Below are 18,888 nucleotides of genomic sequence, written 5' to 3'. Positions count from 1 at the left end.
AACCCCACCCCCGCATGCCGGGCCGTGACGGGCTGCTTACCCTGCCCTTATCAGGGCCTAGACTCCCGTGCGTACAGATCGTCGAACGGCGGCATCCGAGCGAGCCGCAGCATCGTCGCAGGATCCAGGTCCGAGTTTCAGGGAGCGAGGGACGGACGTGCCGGAACCGACCGTCGACACCACGACCGTCGTCGCGGCGGACTACTTCCAGTCCTACTCGGTCGTCGGACTGCTCGCCGTCGTCGGCGTGCTGTTCGTCGCCGTCGCCTTCGGGGCCGGCCGCCTGCTGCGCCCCGTGGTCCCCACGCCCGAGAAGCTCCTGACGTACGAGTGCGGAGTCGACCCCGTCGGCGAGGGCTGGGCCCACACCCAGGTCCGCTACTACGTGTACGCCTTCCTCTACGTGATCTTCGCCGTCGACTCGATCTTCCTGTTCCCCTGGGCGACCGTCTTCGCCGCCCCCGGCTACGGCGCCGCGACCCTGGTCGAGATGTTCATCTTCCTCGGCTTCCTGGCCGTGGGCCTGCTCTACGCATACAAGAAGGGCGTCCTGGCATGGACGTGAACCCCTCGGTGTCCGAGCCTGTTCTGCTGCCCGAGCCGAAGCGGCTCGGCGCCCTCGCGCGCCTCGCCCCCGAGCCGATGAAGGTGATCCTCAACTGGGGACGCCGCTACTCGCTCTGGGTCTTCAACTTCGGCCTCGCCTGCTGCGCGATCGAATTCATCGCCGCGTCGATGGCCCGCCACGACTTCATCCGGCTCGGCGTCATCCCGTTCGCCCCGGGCCCCCGCCAGGCCGACCTGATGGTGGTGTCCGGCACGGTCACGGACAAGATGGCACCCGCCGTGAAACGCCTCTACGAGCAGATGCCGGAACCCAAGTACGTCATCTCCTTCGGCGCGTGCAGCAACTGCGGCGGCCCGTACTGGGACTCGTACTCCGTCACCAAGGGCGTCGACCAGATCATCCCCGTCGACGTCTACGTCCCCGGCTGCCCGCCCCGGCCCGAGGCGCTGCTCCAAGGCATCCTCAAGCTCCAGGAGAAGATCGCCCGCGAGTCGCTGGGGGAGCGGTACGGCAGCGGCGCCGCTCGTCCGTCGGCAGCGGCGCTGCAGAGCGACCTGGTACAGCCGCCGGCTCCGGACCCGACCTCGGGGGAGGGACGATGACCGCCGTCGGCTGGCTGCCCGCCGACGCCGAGGAACTCTTCGGCCCCGACGCCACCGCCGAGGAGTCCTACGAGGTCCTGACGGTCGACGTACCGCCGGCTGCTTGGATCGCCGCCCTGGAGACCGCCCGCGACCGGCTCGGCTGCACCTACTTCGACTGGCTGAGCGCCGTCGACGAACCGGGCACGGGCTTCCGCGTCACGACCCATGTCGCGGCCCTCTCTCCCGTACGACGCCTCCTCCTGCGTACGACCGTCCCGCACGAGGCCCCCGCCCTGCCCTCGGCGGTCGACGTCTACGCGGGTGCCGCCTGGCACGAACGCGAGACGCACGAGATGTTCGGCATCACCTTCGAAGGCCACCCGGCGCTGGACCACCTGCTCCTGCCCGAGAACTTCGAGGGGCACCCCCTGCGCAAGGACTTCGTCCTCGCCGCCCGCGTCGCCAAGGCCTGGCCCGGCGCGAAGGAACCCGGCGAGTCGGAACACGGCGGCCCCAAGCGCCGCCAGATGCTCCCGCCCGGCGTCCCCGACCCCAACGAATGGGGCCCCCTGAAGGGCCAGCTCCCTCCGGCTCCCGCCCGTCCGGCCCGAGGCGCGGGCCGCACGGCAGGCGAACGCCCCGCCCGAGCAGCAGCCCCTCCCACAGCGGAACGCCCGGTGCGCCGGACCCGCTCGGCGTCGCAGGGTTCGGCCAGCCAGTCCGCTGCCGGTGCGGAGACTCCGACACCGACTTCCCCACGCCGCTCGCGTACGACGGCGGAGGGCTCAGCGAGCCAGTCCACACGAGGTGAGACGACTGCTCCGGGCTCGGCGGGTCAGTCCGCGTCGGGCGAGACGACTGCTCGGGGCTCGGCGGGTCAGTCCGCGTCGGGTGAGGCGGCTGCTCCTGCTTCGGCGGATCGGCCCGCGTCCGGTGAGGCGGGTGCTCCGGGCTCGGCGGGTCAGCCCGGGTCCGGCGAGCCGACCGCTCCTGCTCCGGCCCGACCGCGGCGCAACCGCTCGGCGTCGGAAGGTTCGGTGAGTCAGCAGCCCACGGGCTCGGCATCCCCGACGCCTGGCCCCGAGTCCGCGACGTCCGAGTCCGCGACGCCCGAGTCGGCGGGCGGCGCGAGTCGGCGCGCCACGTCCGGCCCCGGCGACAGCCGTCCGGGCAGGGCTTCGAGCGCCCCCCGCAGCTCGGACGCCCCCTGGCACCACGCCCGCCCGGCCTTCGACGAACCGAAACCCGAACCGTCGCCGGAGGCAGCGCAGGTGCCGTCCCCGGAGCCCGCGGACCCGGACTCGGCGAACCACCCGAAGCCCACGGGCGACAACGCGAAACCCACGGCCGACAACGCGAAACCCACGGCCGACAACGCGAAACCCACGGCCGACAACGCGAAACCCACGGCCGACAACGCGAAACCCACGGAAGAGCCCACTGACAACCCCGAGGACCCCACAGGAGGCCCGCAGTGAACGACGTGCTCGACGTCGCCCTGCGACTCCTGGTCGTCTTCGTCGTCTTCCTCACCTTCCCCCTGGTCATCGGCCAGACCGAACACAAGGTGATGGCCCACATGCAGGGCCGCCTCGGCCCCATGTACGCCGGCGGTTTCCACGGCTGGGCCCAGCTGGTCGCCGACGGCGTGAAGTTCGCGCAGAAGGAGGACGTCGTCCCCGCGGGCGCCGACCGCCGCATCTTCCAACTGGCCCCCGCCGTCGCCCTCCTGCCCTACCTCCTCGTCCTGCTCGCCATCCCCATCGGCCCGGGTGAGGGAGCCGTCGGCCAGGTCATCGACGCGGGCGTTTTCTTCGTCCTGGCCGTCATGGGCGTCGGCGTCCTCGGCTCGCTCATGGCCGGCTGGGCGTCCGCGAACAAGTTCTCCCTCCTCGGCGGCCTGCGCACCGCCGCCCAGCTCCTCGCCTACGAACTGCCGATGCTCCTGACCGCCGCCTCGGTGGCGATGGCGGCCGGCACCGTCTCCCTCCCCGGCATCCTCGATGCCTTCGAGTGGTGGTGGCTGCCCTGGCAGATCGTCGGCGCGATCGTCTTCTTCGTGGCCGGTCTCGCCGAACTCCAGCGCCCGCCCTTCGACATGCCCGTCGCCGACTCGGAGATCATCTTCGGTGCCTACACCGAATACACCGGCCTCCGTTTCGCCCTCTTCCTCCTCGCCGAGTACGCCGGAATCGTCGTCCTGTGCGGCCTGACCACCGTCCTCTTCCTGGGCGGCTGGCACGGCCCCTGGGGCGCCGACGGCCTCGGCTGGGTCTGGACCCTGCTGAAGACCGCGGTCCTCGCCTTCCTCGTGATCTGGCTGCGCGTCACCTACCCCCGGCTGCGCGAGGACCAGCTCCAGAAGCTCTCCTGGACCCTCCTCGTCCCCCTCTCCCTCGCCCAGATCGCCCTCACCGGCATCGTCAAGGTGGTGATCCAGTAACCATGGCCCCCATCCCAGGAAGTGGCCTGGCCAAGGGCCTGGCCGTCACCCTCCGCACGATGACGAAGAAGTCCGTCACCGCGCAGTACCCGGACGCCCAGCCCGACCTCCCGCCCCGCACCCGCGGTGTGATCGGCCTGTTCGAGGAGAACTGCACGGTCTGCATGCTGTGCGCCCGCGAGTGCCCGGACTGGTGCATCTACATCGACTCCCACAAGGAGACCGTCCCGGCGGCGACCCCCGGCGGCCGCGAACGCAGCCGCAACGTCCTCGACCGCTTCGCCATCGACTTCTCCCTGTGCATGTACTGCGGTATCTGCATCGAGGTCTGTCCTTTCGACGCCCTGTTCTGGTCCCCGGAGTTCGAATACGCCGAGACCGACATCCGCGATCTCACCCACGAGCGAGACAAGCTCCGCGAGTGGATGTGGACCGTCCCGGCCCCGCCGGCCCTCGACCCCGGCGCGGAGGAACCGAAGGAACTCGCCGCCGCCCGCAAGACCGCCGACAAGCTGGCCGCCCAGCAGGCCCCGCCGGCCACCGAACCGCACGCCGACGAGCAGGCCCGCGCCGCCGAGCAGCCCACCCGCCCCCAGGGCGACTCCAAGCAGCAGACCGACCAGCCGAGGCCGGGCCGGCCGACGCCAGGGCAGGAGGGCTCGGAATGACCCTCACCGCAACCGCCGCCCTCCTCGCGACGGGCCCGACCACCGGGGCCGCCGCCGACACCCACGGCTTCCTCTCCCCGACCGGCGTCGAGATCGCCTTCCTCCTCGTCGGCCTGGTCACCTTCGGCGCCGCGCTCGTCACCGTCACCACCAAGCAGCTGGTGCACGCCGCCCTGTGGCTGGTGGTCACCCTCGGCGGCCTGGCCGTCGAGTACCTCCTGCTCACCGCCGAGTTCATCGCCTGGGTGCAGGTCCTCATCTACGTCGGTTCCGTCGTCGTCCTCCTCCTGTTCGGTCTGATGCTCACCAGGGCCCCCATCGGCCGCTCACCGGACGCCGACTCGGCCAACCGCTGGGCCGCCCTCACCGTGGCCGTCGCCGCGGCCGCCGCTCTGGTCTGGGTCGTCGTCGACGCCTTCCGCACGACCTGGATCGACCTGGACGGCCCCGCCGCCGGGTCCACCGAGGCCACCGGTGCGAGCCTCTTCCAGAACTGGGTCCTCCCCTTCGAGGCCCTCTCCGTCCTCCTCCTCGCCGCCCTGGTCGGCGCGATCGTCCTGTCCCGCAAGGCGAAGGCGGAGTCGAGCTCTCCCCACGTGAACGCCCGGAGCGGCACAGAGAGTTCCCGGATGGTCGCAGAGAGTTCCAAGCAGGAAAGGCCCCGCTGATGCACCTCGCCTATCCCGCCGTGCTCTCCGCCCTCCTCTTCTGCACGGGCCTGTACGGCGTCCTCGCCCGCCGCAACGCGATCCTGGTCCTGATGTCGGTCGAGCTGATGCTCAACGCCGTCAACCTCAACCTGGTCGCCTTCGACGTCTGGCTCAGCAAGACCGCCGAGGAGACCCTGCACTCCGGCCAGGCCCTGACCCTGTTCACCATCGCCATCGCCGCCGCCGAGATCGGCATCGGCCTGGCGATCGTCCTCGCCGTCCACCGCAACCGCGGCACCGCGAACATCGACAAACTCCGCGACACCGCCGAACGGCACGACCCCGACGGCCCCGACCACGACGCCCGCACGGCCGAGCGGTCCGACGAGGCCCAGAAGGCTGAGGCCACCGCGTGACCACGACCACCCTCGCCGCCCTCGTCCCCCTCCTTCCGTTCCTCGGCTCCGCCGCCGGCCTGCTCCTCGGCCGCACGGCACCCGGCTTCGTCCGCCCGCTCGCCGTCCTGCCGACGCTCACCTCCCTGGTGCTCGCCGCGCTGGTCGCCGTACGCCAGGGCGGCGACGCGGCCGTCGACTCGGCCACGGAACTCACCCCCACGGGCTCGGTCCCGATCGAACTCGCCCTTCACATCGACGGCTTCGCCGCCCTCGTCGCCGTCCTGGTCGGCCTGGTCGCCTCCTGCGTGCAGATCTACTCGACGGGCTACCTGCGCGACGACCCGCGCTACCCCTCCTACGCCGCCCTCGTCTCCCTGTTCACCTCCGCGATGCTCCTGGTCGTCTACTCCGGCGACCTGATCGTGCTGCTGGTCGGCTGGGAAGTCATGGGCATCTGCTCCTACTTCCTCGTCGGCCACTACTGGGAGACCCCGGAGGCCCGCGCCGCCTCCCTCAAGGCCTTCCTGGTCACCAAACTCGGCGACGTCCCCTTCCTCATCGGCCTGTTCGCCCTGGCCACCGACGCCGGCTCGTTCCGCATCACCCGGGTCCTGGGCACCGTCGCGAGCGGTGGACTCGACCACCCGACGCTGATCGCCCTGCTGCTCCTCGCGGGCGTGGCGGGCAAGTCGGCGCAGTTCCCGCTGCACACCTGGCTTCCCGACGCGATGGCGGGCCCGACCCCCGTCTCCGCGTTGATCCACGCCGCGACGATGGTCGCCGCCGGTGTCTACTTCATCGCCCGTCTCCTCCCGGTCTTCGAGGCCTCCCAGGCCGCGATGGTCGTCCTCGCCGTCATGGCCGCCGTCACGATGACCGGCTCGGCGCTCGCCGCGCTCGCCCAGGACGACATCAAGCGGGTCCTCGCCTACTCGACGATCGGCCAGCTCGGCTACATGACGGGCGCCCTCGCCGTCGGCGACCGCGGGGCCGCCGTCTTCCACCTCCTGTCCCACGGCGCCTTCAAGGCGCTGCTGTTCCTCGCGGCGGGCGTGATCATCCACGCCGCCGGCACCAACTCGCTCGCGGCCATGTCCCGCATGCGGAACCTGCGCGACCGCGTCCCCGACGCCTATTGGACGATGACCGTGGCGCTGCTCGCGCTCGCCGCGATCCCGCCGTTCAGCGGCTTCTTCTCCAAGGAGGCCGTCCTCGGCGTCGCCGAGCACGTCGTCACCGGCCACACCGAGCACGCCCCCGCCGCCGCGGGTTGGATCGTCCTCGTCGCCGGCCTGCTCACCGCCGTGTTCACCGCCGCCTACGCGATGCGCCTGTGGCTGCTGGCCTTCCGGGGCCGGGGCACCGAAGTGCCCGACCACGGCAGGCAGCCGCTGACGATGACCGTCGTGCTGTGGGTGCTGGCCGTCCCGTCCCTGGCCCTCGGCGGGTTCGTCTTCCGCCTGCTGCCCGACTGGTTCGACGGCCGCGACCTCAGCCCGACCCTGACCACCTCGGTGCTCGGCACGGGCGTGGCTCTGGTCGGCGGCATCGTCACCTACGCCGCCTGGCGGCACACCACCGCGCTCAGCGCCCGCGTCCCGCTGGGCGCGGTCGCGGCCCACCCGGAGGGCGACGCCGCCCAGGTCGAGGCCGAGGCCATCGCCACGCACGAGCCGGCCTACGGGGACATCGCCTACGCGCCCGACCCCGCCGACCCGGGGCGGCTGCTGCTCGGCCCCCTGCACCGGCACGCGGCCGCAGGCTTCCACCTGGACGCCGTGTACACGGCCCTCTTCGTCCGCCCGGTCCAGGCCGGAGCGAGCCTCGTCCGGTTCCTCGACCGCGAGGTCGTCGAGACCTACGTCCGCGGTGCGGGTGCGCTGCCCCGCTGGCTCGGCGCCGCCGTACGACGTGCCCAGACCGGCAACGTCCAGACCTATGTGAGCGCGCTGCTCGCCGGCACCGTCGTCCTCGCGGTCGCCGTCGTCCTCGTCGCCACGGGAGCGTGAGCAGGCGTGATCGATATCAACGAGTCCGTGATGCAGTTCCTTCTGGCATTCGTCGTCGTCGGCCCGCTCCTCGGCGCCGCGGCGGCTCTCCTGCCGGCCCCGCCCGGGCTGAAGGGGAAGTCACCCGAGCAGGCCGTGCTCCGGCACGGCGTCACCGTCACCGGCGCGGTCCTCATCGCGGCGATCGTCCTCGCGCTCGGCTTCGACCACGACCAGCCGTCGAAGATGCAGGCCAGCACCGACATCAGCTGGATCCCCGCGCTCGACGTACGCATCCACCTCGGCATCGACGGCATTTCCCTCCCCCTACTGGTCCTGACCGCGCTGCTGACCTTCCTCTGCGCGCTCTACTCGTACTTCAAGATGCCGGCGGGTCCGACCCCGAAGGCCTTCGTCGCCCTGCTGCTCGTCCTGGAGTCCGGCACGCTCGCGACCTTCGCCGTCCTCGACCTGCTGCTGTTCTTCCTCGCCTTCGAGATGGTCCTCATCCCGATGTACTTCCTCATCGCCCGCTGGGGCGGCGAGGGCCGCAGCCAGGCCGCGTGGCGATTCATCCTCTACACGCTGCTCGGCTCCGTGGTCATGCTGCTCGGCCTGCTCCTGATCGGGATCAAGGCGGGCACGTTCGACATGATGGCACTCGCCACTGACAACGGCCGGTCGCTGACCGCATCCGTGCAGGTCATCGCCGTTCTGGCGATCGGGATCGGGCTCGCGGTGAAGACGCCGATGTGGCCGCTGCACAGCTGGCTGCCCGACGCCCACACCTCCGCGCCCACCGTCGGCTCGGTCCTGCTGGCCGGTGTCCTGTTGAAGATGGGTACGTACGGATTCGTTCGGATCATCCTCCCCATCGCACCGGACGGGTTCCGCACCTTCGCGCCCTACCTCGCCGCCCTGGCCGTCGTCGGCATCATCTACGGCTCCCTGGCCTGCCTGGCCCTCGCCAAGCAGGGCGCGAAGGGCGACCTCAAGCGCCTCATCGCCTACTCCTCCGTCGGCCACATGGGCTTCGTGCTGCTCGGCATCTCGACGATGACCCCGACCGGCGTGAACGGCGCCCTCTTCGCCAACATCGCCCACGGCCTCATCACCGGCCTGTTGTTCTTCCTGGTCGGGGCGCTGAAGGACCGCACCGGCACCACCGACCTCGACACCCTCGCCGAGGAGACCGGAGCCGCCCTCTACGGCAAGGCCCCGCGCCTCGGCGGCCTGCTCGCCTTCGCCGCCGTCGCCTCGCTCGGCCTGCCGGGCCTGGCCGGATTCTGGGGCGAGATGCTGGCCCTGTTCGGCGCGTTCCAGCCCGCCGAGGGCCTCAACCGCGCGGCCTTCCTCACCTTCATGGCGATCGGCGCGTTCGGCACGCTGCTGACGGCCGCGTACCTGCTGGTCGTGGTACGCCGCGTCTGTATGGGCGCCCTGCCCCAGGACGCTCCCCGGCTCACCGACGTCCGTTCGTACGAGTTCGCGGCGTGGACCCCGCTCGTCGTCCTCACCGTCGTCGCGGGGCTGTGGCCCAAGGCCCTCCTCGGCCTGAGCGACCCGGCCGTCCAGCAGCTCCTCGCAGGAGGCACCCGATGAGCTCCCCGGCCCAGCCCCTGGCCGCCTCGCTGGTCCAGTCCGTCGACTGGCTCGCGATCGCGCCGCCCACCATCGCGGCGGTCGTCGGACTCGTCGTCCTGGTCGCCGACCTGTTCCTCGCCGAGCACCGCAAGGCCCTGCTCGGCTGGACGTCGGTGGCAGGCCTGGCCGCCGCCACGCTGATGCTGCTGCCCCTGCTGGACGGCGACCGCAGCACCTTCTGCCTGACCGGCGACGCCGCCGTGTGCAGCTACACGGCCGACCGCTTCACCCTGGTCATCCAGTTCCTGGTCCTCGGCGGCGCCCTGCTCGCCGCCCTCCTGTCGGTCACCGCCCTGAAGGACGCCCGCAAGGAGCTCCCCGAAGGCGAGTACTGGTTCCTGCTGCTGTCCTCCGCGGCCGGAGCCGCCCTGCTGCCCGCCTCCCGCGACCTCGCGACCCTGATCGTCGCCCTGGAGGTCGCCTCCCTGCCCGCCTTCGCGCTGGTCGGCCTGAAGTACGGCGACCGGAAGTCCTCCGAAGCGGCCCTGAAGTTCTTCCTGTCCTCGGTCACCGCGACCGCGGTCAGCCTCATGGGCATCAGCTTCGTGTACGCCACCACGGGCACCCTCTACCTCACCCAGGTCGCCGACCGTATCCAGAACGTCGACGGGCAGTTCCACACGCTCGCCCAGACCGGCGTCGTCCTCACCCTCGTCGGCTTCGCCTTCAAGACGGCCGCCGTGCCCTTCCACTTCTGGGTGCCCGACACCTACGTGGGCGCGCCCCTGCCGATCGCGGCCTACCTGTCGGTCATCGGCAAGGCGGTCGGCTTCAGCGGCCTGATCCTCGTCACGGTCGTGGCCCTCCCGTCGTACGCCGACGTGTGGGGCCCCGCCCTGGCGGCGCTGGCCGCGCTCACCATGACCGTGGGCAACGTCGGAGCCCTGCGCCAGCAGGCCACGCGCGCGTACAGCGCGGTACGCCTGCTCGCCTGGTCCTCCGTCGGCCAGGCCGGCTACCTCCTGGTGCCGATCGCCGCCGCCGCGTACTCCGGGGACGCCGAGAAGTCGATCGGCTCCACCGTCGCCTACGCCCTGATGTACGGCGCCGTGAACCTGGGCGCCTTCGCCGTGGCCGCGCTCGTCGGCCGCACGAAGTCCCTCAACCGCGTCGCCGACTACCGCGGCCTCTACGCGTCGAGCCCCCTGTCCGCACTGCTTCTGGCGTTCTTCCTGCTCTGCCTCGCCGGGCTGCCGCCGGGCGTCATCGGCCTCTTCGCCAAGGTCACCGTCTTCTCGGCGGCCGTCGACGCCGGCCTCGGCTGGCTGGCCGTGATCATGGCCGTCAACGTCGTCATCGCGCTGTTCTACTACCTCCAGTGGACGGCCCTGCTCTTCCGCGCCCCCGAGGGCGAACCCGAGAAACACCGCGTCCCCGGCCCGGTCACCGCCGCGATCGCCCTGACCGGCGTCCTCGGCATCGTCCTGTCCGGCGCACCCCAGCTGGTCCTGCGCTTCACCGACACCGGGCTCTTCTGAACACACCGCGCTACCCGGAAAACCGGCCGCTTACACCTCGCGCGCGTGGGGCACTCGCTCCCACGCGCGCGTGCCGCTTCCCGGCGCCGCCACCCGGACCGCCCACACCCGCCGCCGCGCGTACCAGGGAACTAGAGCCTCCCGCCCGGCGTTGACCAGTACGGGAGGGTCCACTGGACGTGAGAACGCGGCACCAGTGGCACCACAGATTCAGCAAGCAAGGGTCCCCCTGCCGCACCACTTGGAGGGCGCACCGTGCACCGCCGGCACAACGGGCTCAGGACAGCGATCCTCCTAGGAGGACTGTCCGCACTCATCATCGTCATCGGCAGCTTCTTCGGCCGCATGGGGCTCGTCATCGCCGTCCTGGTCGCACTGGCCACCAACGCGTACGCGTACTGGAACAGCGACAAACTGGCACTGCGCGCCATGCGCGCCCGCCCCGTGAGCGAGTTCGAGGCCCCCGGGCTCTACCGCATGGTCCGCGAGCTCTCCACCCAGGCCCGCCAGCCCATGCCGCGCCTGTACATCTCCCCGACGGAGGCCCCCAACGCCTTCGCCACCGGCCGCAACCCGCGCAACGCCGCCGTGTGCTGCACCGAAGGCATCCTGCGCCTGCTGGACGAGCGCGAGCTGCGCGGCGTCATCGGCCACGAGCTCAGCCACGTCTACAACCGCGACATCCTCATCTCGTCGGTCGCCGGCGCCCTCGCCTCGGTCATCATGTTCCTGGTCAACTTCGCCTGGCTGATCCCCATCGGGCGCTCGGACGACGATGACGGCCCCGGCCTGCTCGGCATGCTGCTGATCATGTTCCTGGGCCCGCTCGCCGCCTCGCTCATCCAACTGGCCATCAGCCGCTCCCGGGAGTACCAGGCGGACGCCTCCGGTGCCCAGCTCACCGGCGACCCGCTCGCCCTGGCCAGTGCCCTGCGCAAGCTTGAACTCGGCACGAAGCAGCTCCCGCTGCCGCCCGAGCCGCGTATCGAGACCGCCAGTCACATGATGATCGCGAACCCGTTCCGGCCCGGCCAGGGCCTCTCGAAGATGTTCTCCACACACCCGCCGATGGCGGAACGCATCGCCCGGCTCGAGAAGATGGCAGGTGGGAACCAGTGAGAACCATTCTGAACGTCATATGGCTCGTCCTGAGCGGCTTCTGGCTCTTCCTCGCCTACATGCTCGCGGGCCTGCTCCTCTGCATCACCATCATCGGCATCCCGTTCGGCATCGCGGCCTTCCGCATCGGCGTCTACGCCCTGTGGCCTTTCGGGTACACGACGATCGAGCGCCACGACGCGGGCGCCCCGTCCTGCGTGGGCAACGTGCTGTGGCTGGTGCTCGCGGGCTGGTGGCTCGCCCTCGGCCACATCGCCACCGGCATAGCCTTGTGCGTCACGATCATCGGCATCCCGCTGGGCATCGCCAACTTCAAGCTCATCCCGGTCTCACTGCTCCCACTCGGCCGCGACATCGTACGGACGGACGAGCCGTTCGCGGTGCGCTGACACCGGGGCCCTCGATTTCCACAGGCCAGGGTTATCCACAGGCCCGCCCGGCTGTCAGCGGCGGCCTGCATGATGAACCCATGACCGCGATCGAGCAGTTGCCGACCCAAGAGACGACCGAGACCCACAACCCCCGCCGAGCGGCGAGTGCTTCGCGCCGCGGCCCGGCCGCTCCGGTGAGAGTCGCCGAAAGATCCGAGCCGAGAGGCCCCTGCAGGGCCGGGCTGTAGCGGAGGGCCGGACCTACCGTCCCCCTGCCCCAGCCTTCACCCTCCGCCGCACCGCGTACGCAACCGCTCCCAGCGTCAGCACCCCCGCGCCCACGATGACCGACACCCCGGGCAGCGAAAACGCCAGTACCACGCACCCGACCAGCCCCACCACCGGCACGGCCCGCGCCGCCGGCGCTGAAGACAGGGTCCAGGCCGACGCGTTGGCCACGGCGTAGTACGCCAGCACACCGAAGGAGGAGAACCCGATCGCGCCCCGGACGTCCACCGTGGCGGCCAGGACCGCGACCACCGCACCCACGGCCAGCTCCGCCCGGTGCGGCACCTGGAAGCGGTGATGCACGGCGGCCAGCGCCGGCGGCAGATGCCGGTCCCGGGCCATGGCCAGTGTCGTCCGGGACACCCCCAGGATCAGCGCGAGCAGCGACCCCGTCGCGGCCACGGCCGCACCGGTCCGCACGATCGGCACGAGCCAGGGCGCCCCGGCCACCCGCACCGCGTCGGTCAGCGGTGCCGTCGCCTCCCCGAGACCGCCCGACCCGAGTACGGAAAGGACAGCCACCGCCACACACGCGTACACCACCAGCGTGATGCCCAGCGCCAGCGGGATCGCGCGCGGAATGGTGTGCGCCGGGTCCCGCACCTCCTCACCGAGGGTCGCGATCCGGGCGTACCCGGCGAACGCGAAGAACAGCAGACCCGCCGCCTGCAGCACCCCGTCCGCACCACCCGAGGCCCCGATGTCCAGCCGCCCGGCATCGGCCTCACCGGACACCAGACACATGACCACCACGGAAGCGAGGACGGCCAGGACCAGCGCCACGATCACCCGCGTCAGCCACGCGGACTTCTGGACACCGCCGTAGTTCACCGCGGTCAGCGCCACCACGGCCCCGACCGCCACCGCGTGGGCCTGCCCCGGCCAGACGTACGTGCCCACGGTGAGCGCCATCGCCGCACAGGAGGCCGTCTTCCCGACCACGAACGACCAGCCCGCGAGGTACCCCCAGAACTCCCCGAGCCGCTCCCGCCCGTACACGTACGTGCCGCCCGAGGCCGGATACAGGGCGGCGAGGCGAGCCGACGACATGGCGTTGCAGTACGCGACCACAGCGGCGACGGCGAGTCCGAAAAGCAGCCCGGAGCCGGCCGCGTGGGCCGCGGGCGCGAGGGCGGCGAAGATCCCGGCCCCCACCATCGAGCCCAGTCCGATGACGACGGCGTCCCCCACACCGAGGGTGCGGCGCAGTCCGGAACCGGAGGTTGTCATGCGCCGCACCCTACTGATCGGCGCAACCGGCGGGTGCCGCCAGGACGTCCTCTTCACCAAGACGGCAAGAACGCGCGGGGTGAGGAAGCCGCACGCGAGACGCCCGACGAACGACGCACGGGCTCGGCCTGCCGGGAGCAAGATCACAGGGCCGGGACAGTGCGGGCACAGCGTGAAAGGGCAGGTTCACGGCATGACCATCATCGGCTGGATCATCCTCGGACTGCTGGCCGGAGCCATCGCGAAGTTCCTGCTGCCGGGGCGCGACCCGGGTGGCCTGATCGGCACGACTCTGATCGGTGTCGCGGGCGCCTTCATCGGCGGCTGGATATCGGCCCGCTGGATGGACCACCCGATCACCAAGGACTTCTACGACGGTGCCACGTGGGCGGCGGCGATCGGCGGATCGCTCGTCCTCCTGATCGCCTACCGCCTGTTGTTCGGCAATTCGCGCGACTGACCGCGCCCGCCCGCCGGCCGACGAGAAGGGTGGGCACCGGCAGTGCCCACCCTTCCTCGAAGCCGTGCGGGCGGGAGCCCCGAAGGCCGGACCTACCGGTAGTTCACGAACTGCATCGCGAAGTCGAAGTCCTTGCCCTTCAGCAGGGTGATGACGGCCTGCAGATCGTCACGGCTCTTGGAGCTGACTCGCAGCTCCTCGCCCTGCACCTGCGCCTTCACGCCCTTGGGGCCCTCGTCGCGGATGGTCTTCGCCACCTTCTTCGCGTTCTCCTGGGAGATGCCCTCCTTGATCGACGAGAAGATCTTGTACTCCTTGCCGGAGAGCTGGGGCTCGCCCGCGTCCAGAGCCTTCAGCGAGATGCCCCGCTTGATCAGCTTGGACTGGAAGACGTCGAGGATGGCCTTCACCCGGTCCTCGGAGTTCGCCTCCATGAGGATCTGCTCACCGGACCACGAGATCGAGGCACCCACGCCCTTGAAGTCGTAGCGCTGCGAGATCTCCTTGGCGGCCTGGTTGAGTGCGTTGTCGACCTCCTGCCGCTCGACCTTCGAGACGATGTCGAAACTGGAGTCGGCCATGTCCTGTGGCTCCTTGTATCGGGGTGCGTATCGTGCGTACCGGCGTATGGGGGGCGGTCGCAGGGCCCGTTCAGGTCACGGGCCGCATCCGGACAAGCCTAGCCACCCCCGGCCCTCCGAGCGCCGATCAATCGGGTGGCGAAGCACCCCTCCCCATCGGGTATTGTTTACGTCGTTGCCACGGAGCGCCGCGGAAAAGCGGCTCGACGAGCAGCTACCCCGGCGGTGTGCCCGAGCGGCCAAAGGGAGCAGACTGTAAATCTGCCGGCTCAGCCTTCCCAGGTTCGAATCCTGGCGCCGCCACAAGACCGAAAGGGTCTGTGACCAGCAGCAATGCTGATCGCAGGCCCTTTCGGCGTTGACGGGCCCGACCTGATCGTTATGGGTGCTTTTTCCCAGTGTGTCTCACCCTGATTCGGGTGCTGACCAGTGCGTGTGGGGCAGGCGTGGGGCAGCTTCCGGGCGTCCTAGCTGCCATTTTTCAAGGCCCGCTCGATCCGGGCGTTCGCTGTGGCGGCGCCGCCATCCAGGCACTTCGCGTATACCCGGAACAGCACGGCCACGCTGTGGCCGGCACGCGCGGCTACCTCCTGCGGTTCCACCCCGGAACTGAGCCATGTGGACACAGCAGCGTGGCGAAGATCATACGGACGCTTCGCCAGCAGCGACGCGCACTGGGCGGGCGTGAGAGCGCGCGCACGGGCTTCCGCCCACACCTCGCCGTATCCGGTGTCCTGGATGAGCCCGCCGCGTTGCGTCCGGAACAACCGCCCATCGGGGGCGACTCCGTACGCCGTGACGTGCCACCGGAGCAGGTTCACGAGATCGGGCGGGATCGGAACGGTGCGGATTGCTTTCCGGGGCCGGTGCTTGAGCCCTCGCCGATCGTGCGACTCACCGCTGTCCGTCCAGGCCGACCCTGAGCGCGGGCGAGTCTCCCGGAGGCGCAGAATGCCCCACCCCCGGCGGGGCAGGTCGCAGTCCTGGAGACGGAGGCCGATGACTTCCGCCGGCCGCGCCGCCGCGTAGTACATGCAGCCGAAGAATGCGACCAGGCGTCGCCCACGGGGGCTCTGCGTACGCACGGCATCGAGCAGGGCGAGAGCCTGTCGGGGGTCCGGCACTGAGGCGGGGTCCAGTTCCTCCGCTACTTGCTCCGGAGACTTCCACTGCACCTGTGGCAGGGGGTTGTCCGTGAGGCGTCCGGCGTCTACGGCGTAGCCGAGAGCGTTGTGAAAGATGGCCCGCTTCCGGCGGATGGTCGACGCCGCCGCCGTGGTGCCGTCCAGTTTCTTGGTCAAGGCGTCCAGGGCGGCGCGTAGTTGCCGGTTCAAAGGCGAGAGGCGCAGCCTGAGCGCCCTTGATCCCCCATGTGTCCCCCGAGAGCGGCCCCCGGGAGGAAACTGCAGCTCAAAGCGCCCGAACCCGGCCGCTGTAAATCTGCTGCCGAGCCGAGCCAGGGCGACGGGTGCCATGCTCACTCGCGATCACGAGGAACGCCCTCCTCCCGCCTTGTGGTGCGTCAGGAGCGGGGGTTGGGATAGGAGCCGAGGAGGTTGGGTACGCCGCAGGCGGTGGCGAGGAGGTCGGCGTACGCAGCAAGGATGCGACGGGTGTCATCCAAGGCGGTTCGCAGCTGAGCTGACTGGGGCCAGGCGCGCTCATGGTCGCCGCGGGAGCGGTCCGCAGGGCGGCGGCTCTCCCAATCCTCCAACGCAGGGTGCCAGGCAGCTAGGAACGGGCGTACACCGTAGTTGAGCATTGCCACCGCCAGGTACCCGAAGTTGTACTCGCCGTTCCGTTTCGGTTCGGCGATCTGCGGCCCGTGACGGCGCAGGATCTCGCGAGTGGTGCCGAACAGCGAGTACAGGCTCGTCAGTGCCTCTCGCAGCAGACCCTCGTCCTCCTGCAGCGGCACTACAGACACTCGGGTGATCAGCTCTACATACAGCTCCCAGGCAGCTCGCCGTTCCGTGTCGTTTGGCTCCCAGCTGCCTGCGATCTCAAGCATGGGGAGCTTCAGCCTGACTTCGACGTTCTTCGGCGCCTGGGCCATTTCCTACTCTTCCTACCTACGAGATCTCGGCGTTCTCTGCCCTGTCCCACGCCATACGCGAGATCATGGCCGGTGCTCCGCGTTACGAGGGTCAGGGTATTCGGGGGTCAACGGTGACCGACACCACGCAACGGATTTTTGTCAGCTACGCAGGCCCGGACCGGGCCTGGGCGGAGTGGGCCAGCTGGCAGCTCCAGCAGGCTGGGCACCAAGTTGAGCTGGACCGGTGGCACTGGCGCACCGGAGACGACTTCGTCCAGAAGATGAACCTTGCTCTCGACAGGGCCGACGCGGTGGTGGCTCTGTTCTCCAGGCACTACTTCGCTCCCAAACGATGGACTCGAGAGGAGTGGTCGGCCACCGTGGCCCTTCGGGGACGCCTCATTCCGGTGGCGATCGAGCTTCTGTCCGACGACGACATCCCCGCCCTTCTGGCCGGGATGCTGCGCACAGACGTTCACGGTCTGGACGAGACCGCCGCTACTGCTGCCCTGCTCGAAGCCGTCCATGGACCGGTCACCCCTACCGGTCCGGTCGCCTTTCCTGGTGCCGCCTCCGCCAATACGACTACGGAACTCGATACACAGCGTCCCCGACTACCCAGCAGCGTCGGTCTGCCCGAGGTGTGGAATGTCCGTCGCCGCAACCCCGACTTTGCCGGCCGCGAGGCTGTTATGGGGCAGCTTCGTACCGGTCTGCTCAGCGGACACCAAGCAGTGGTCCAAGCGCTCCACGGCATGGGCGGCATCGGAAAGACCCAGATTGCCTTGGAGTACGCTCACCGCTTCGCCAGCCAGTACGACCTCGTGTGGTGGGTCGATGCCGAACAGGCCGACCAGTTACCCGTCCGCTACACCGAACTCGCCGACCGCCTCGGCATTGCCAAATCCGACGCTGGCTCCGAACCCAACGCCCGTGCTCTTCTTCAGCATCTGCGGACGCGGCACCGCTGGCTTCTCATTCTCGACAACGCTGAACACCCTGACCAGATCGAGCCCTGGCTCCCCGAGGGGCCAGGTCACGTTCTGATCACCTCACGCAACCCAGACTGGCACGGGACCGCTCACCAGAGTGACCTGGACGTGTTCACCCGCACCGACTCCTTGGCCTACCTCAAGAGTCGTATCCCGGGAATGACCACCGAGCACGCCGATTTGCTGGCCCAGGATCTCGGCGACCTACCCCTTGCGCTCGCCCAAGCTGCGGGAGTGCTGCGCAGCGGCATGACCCTGGACCGCTACCGTCAGCTTCTGACCACCGACACCGCACGCCTCCTGCAGGAGAGTGACGTGCGCGACTATCCCGCGCCACTGGCTGCGACGGTCAACATCGCCGTCACCCGCCTCGTAGACGATGGCCACCCCGATGCCACCGCACTGCTCCGTCTCGGCGCGTTCCTCGGCCCCGAACCCATCCCCACCGCCTGGCTGGAGACAGCCCGCCCCCGCCTGGCCACCCTTCCCGGCGACCCAGACGACCCGATGTGGCTGCGCAACGCCCTCCAGCCCCTCGGCCGCTTCGGACTGGCCCGCACGGACTTCGACGCCTTTCAGGTCCACCGACTGACCCAGGCCATTCTCCGCACCCAGCCCAGTCCTGATCTGGTCGCAGTAATCCGCGACGACGTCACCGCTGTCCTTGCAGCAGTCAACCCGGGCGATCCGCAATCTCCTGCTGACTGGCCAGCGTGGGCCTCTCTCGCCGTCCACCTCACCGCCCCTCACGTCACCACCGCGATCACCAACCGGCCTGCACTGCGCGCCACCCTCTCGAAGGCGGCTCACTTCCTCATCTGCAGCGGTCTGCCACGCGCCGCCCATGACCTCAGCGCAGTACTGCATGAGGCATGGAGCACCGATGTGGGGCCAGATCATCCCGACACCCTTACCTGCGCACAGTTTCTGGGGCACGCGACCGTCGAACTCGGCGACTACGCCAAGGGACGCCTCGTCATCGAGGACACCCTTGTCCGCCGCCGCCGTGTTCTGGGTGAGGACCATCCCGAGACCCTCACTTCCGCCAACAACTTCGCCAGCACCCTGAACACCTTGGGGGAGCATGCGGAGGCCCGCCGCATGCATGAGGATGTTCTTGCGCGTCGTGGCCGTGTTCTGGGTGAGGACCATCCCGACACCCTCACTTCCGCCAACAACTTCGCCAGCGCCCTGCATGCTTTGGGGGAATATGCGGAGGCCCGCCGCATGCATGAGGATGTTCTTGCGCGTCGTGGCCGTGTTCTGGGTGAGGACCATCCCGAGACCCTCAATTCCGCCAACAACCTCGCCAGCGCCCTGCAGGGTTTGGGGGAGCATGCTGGGGCCCGCCGCATGCATGAGGATGTTCTTGCGCGTCGTGGCCGTGT

General features: G+C 69.9%; 17 protein-coding genes, 1 tRNA gene and 1 pseudogene. 15 read left to right on the top strand and 4 right to left on the bottom strand.

Annotation, left to right across the window (positions count from 1 at the left end; genetic code table 11):
* The first annotated feature begins 157 nt into the window (after positions 1-157).
* The 12 genes from ACIRDU_RS17680 to ACIRDU_RS17625 all read left to right on the top strand — a co-directional run bounded on the left by ACIRDU_RS17680 (position 158) and on the right by ACIRDU_RS17625 (position 11,929).
* The gene (locus tag ACIRDU_RS17680) at positions 158-565 is read left to right on the top strand and encodes an NADH-quinone oxidoreductase subunit A (RefSeq protein ID WP_403580145.1); all 408 of its coding nucleotides are present in this window, start codon (positions 158-160) and stop codon (positions 563-565) included.
* Complete coding sequence (locus ACIRDU_RS17675; protein ID WP_403580142.1) at positions 556-1,170, top strand: NADH-quinone oxidoreductase subunit B; 615 nt, start codon at positions 556-558, stop codon at positions 1,168-1,170. Before ACIRDU_RS17680 ends, ACIRDU_RS17675 begins: the two co-directional genes overlap by 10 nt.
* Positions 1,167-2,630 carry an NADH-quinone oxidoreductase subunit C gene (locus tag ACIRDU_RS17670; protein WP_403580139.1) on the top strand — a complete coding sequence of 488 codons (1,464 nt, stop codon included), beginning with the start codon at positions 1,167-1,169 and terminating at the stop codon, positions 2,628-2,630. The genes ACIRDU_RS17675 and ACIRDU_RS17670 overlap by 4 nt, the downstream gene beginning before the upstream one ends.
* Positions 2,627-3,595 carry an NADH-quinone oxidoreductase subunit H gene (locus tag ACIRDU_RS17665; protein WP_403580136.1) on the top strand — a complete coding sequence of 323 codons (969 nt, stop codon included), beginning with the start codon at positions 2,627-2,629 and terminating at the stop codon, positions 3,593-3,595. Before ACIRDU_RS17670 ends, ACIRDU_RS17665 begins: the two co-directional genes overlap by 4 nt.
* Before the next feature lie 2 nt (positions 3,596-3,597).
* The gene (locus tag ACIRDU_RS17660; RefSeq protein WP_403580133.1) at positions 3,598-4,263 is read left to right on the top strand and encodes a 4Fe-4S binding protein; all 666 of its coding nucleotides are present in this window, start codon (positions 3,598-3,600) and stop codon (positions 4,261-4,263) included.
* Positions 4,260-4,931: an NADH-quinone oxidoreductase subunit J gene (locus ACIRDU_RS17655; protein ID WP_403580130.1), complete on the top strand. Its 672-nt coding sequence runs from the start codon at positions 4,260-4,262 to the stop codon at positions 4,929-4,931. The genes ACIRDU_RS17660 and ACIRDU_RS17655 overlap by 4 nt, the downstream gene beginning before the upstream one ends.
* Entirely contained in the window at positions 4,931-5,329 is a 399-nt protein-coding gene (nuoK, locus tag ACIRDU_RS17650) for an NADH-quinone oxidoreductase subunit NuoK (RefSeq protein WP_403580127.1), read from the top strand. Before ACIRDU_RS17655 ends, nuoK begins: the two co-directional genes overlap by 1 nt.
* Positions 5,326-7,320 carry an NADH-quinone oxidoreductase subunit L gene (locus tag ACIRDU_RS17645; RefSeq protein WP_403580124.1) on the top strand — a complete coding sequence of 665 codons (1,995 nt, stop codon included), beginning with the start codon at positions 5,326-5,328 and terminating at the stop codon, positions 7,318-7,320. Before nuoK ends, ACIRDU_RS17645 begins: the two co-directional genes overlap by 4 nt.
* 6 nt (positions 7,321-7,326) lie before the next feature.
* Complete coding sequence (locus tag ACIRDU_RS17640) at positions 7,327-8,901, top strand: NuoM family protein (protein WP_403580121.1); 1,575 nt, start codon at positions 7,327-7,329, stop codon at positions 8,899-8,901.
* Complete coding sequence (locus ACIRDU_RS17635; RefSeq protein WP_403580118.1) at positions 8,898-10,421, top strand: NADH-quinone oxidoreductase subunit N; 1,524 nt, start codon at positions 8,898-8,900, stop codon at positions 10,419-10,421. The genes ACIRDU_RS17640 and ACIRDU_RS17635 overlap by 4 nt, the downstream gene beginning before the upstream one ends.
* A gap of 255 nt (positions 10,422-10,676) precedes the next feature.
* Positions 10,677-11,540, top strand: a complete 864-nt coding sequence (htpX, locus tag ACIRDU_RS17630) for a zinc metalloprotease HtpX (RefSeq protein ID WP_403580115.1) — start codon at positions 10,677-10,679, stop codon at positions 11,538-11,540.
* Positions 11,537-11,929, top strand: coding sequence for a YccF domain-containing protein (locus ACIRDU_RS17625; RefSeq protein ID WP_142160641.1), 393 nt, complete (start codon positions 11,537-11,539; stop codon positions 11,927-11,929). Before htpX ends, ACIRDU_RS17625 begins: the two co-directional genes overlap by 4 nt.
* Positions 11,930-12,172: 243 nt before the next feature.
* On the opposite strand, the gene ACIRDU_RS17620 is transcribed toward ACIRDU_RS17625, so the two are convergent.
* On the bottom strand, positions 12,173-13,429 hold the full coding sequence (locus tag ACIRDU_RS17620; RefSeq protein ID WP_403580112.1) for an APC family permease: 1,257 nt from the start codon (positions 13,427-13,429) through the stop codon (positions 12,173-12,175).
* A gap of 193 nt (positions 13,430-13,622) precedes the next feature.
* On the opposite strand from ACIRDU_RS17620, the gene ACIRDU_RS17615 reads away from it, so the two are divergent.
* Positions 13,623-13,889, top strand: coding sequence for a GlsB/YeaQ/YmgE family stress response membrane protein (locus tag ACIRDU_RS17615; RefSeq protein ID WP_403580110.1), 267 nt, complete (start codon positions 13,623-13,625; stop codon positions 13,887-13,889).
* A 92-nt stretch (positions 13,890-13,981) separates the two neighbouring features.
* On the opposite strand, the gene ACIRDU_RS17610 is transcribed toward ACIRDU_RS17615, so the two are convergent.
* Positions 13,982-14,470: a YajQ family cyclic di-GMP-binding protein gene (locus tag ACIRDU_RS17610; protein ID WP_033309004.1), complete on the bottom strand. Its 489-nt coding sequence runs from the start codon at positions 14,468-14,470 to the stop codon at positions 13,982-13,984.
* A gap of 221 nt (positions 14,471-14,691) precedes the next feature.
* Between ACIRDU_RS17610 and ACIRDU_RS17605 the strand changes: the two genes are divergently transcribed.
* Positions 14,692-14,773, top strand: a tRNA-Tyr gene (locus ACIRDU_RS17605).
* A gap of 164 nt (positions 14,774-14,937) precedes the next feature.
* On the opposite strand, the pseudogene ACIRDU_RS17600 reads toward ACIRDU_RS17605, so the two are convergent.
* Both ACIRDU_RS17600 and ACIRDU_RS17595 read right to left on the bottom strand, forming a co-directional pair.
* A pseudogene (locus ACIRDU_RS17600) lies at positions 14,938-15,795 on the bottom strand (tyrosine-type recombinase/integrase); the annotation flags it as partial.
* Between the two features lie 197 nt (positions 15,796-15,992).
* Positions 15,993-16,526, bottom strand: a complete 534-nt coding sequence (locus ACIRDU_RS17595; RefSeq protein WP_403580107.1) for a hypothetical protein — start codon at positions 16,524-16,526, stop codon at positions 15,993-15,995.
* A gap of 113 nt (positions 16,527-16,639) precedes the next feature.
* Between ACIRDU_RS17595 and fxsT the strand changes: the two genes are divergently transcribed.
* Positions 16,640-18,888 (top strand): FxSxx-COOH system tetratricopeptide repeat protein (gene fxsT, locus ACIRDU_RS17590; protein WP_403580105.1); only part of this gene is annotated, 2,249 nt, incomplete at its 3' end.

It is taken from the genome of Streptomyces sp. NPDC093598, from assembly GCF_044764825.1.
Taxonomy (GTDB): Bacteria; Actinomycetota; Actinomycetes; order Streptomycetales; family Streptomycetaceae; genus Streptomyces.
Note: the sequence above shows the minus strand (reverse complement) of the source record. Positions and strands in the feature narration are given on the sequence as shown.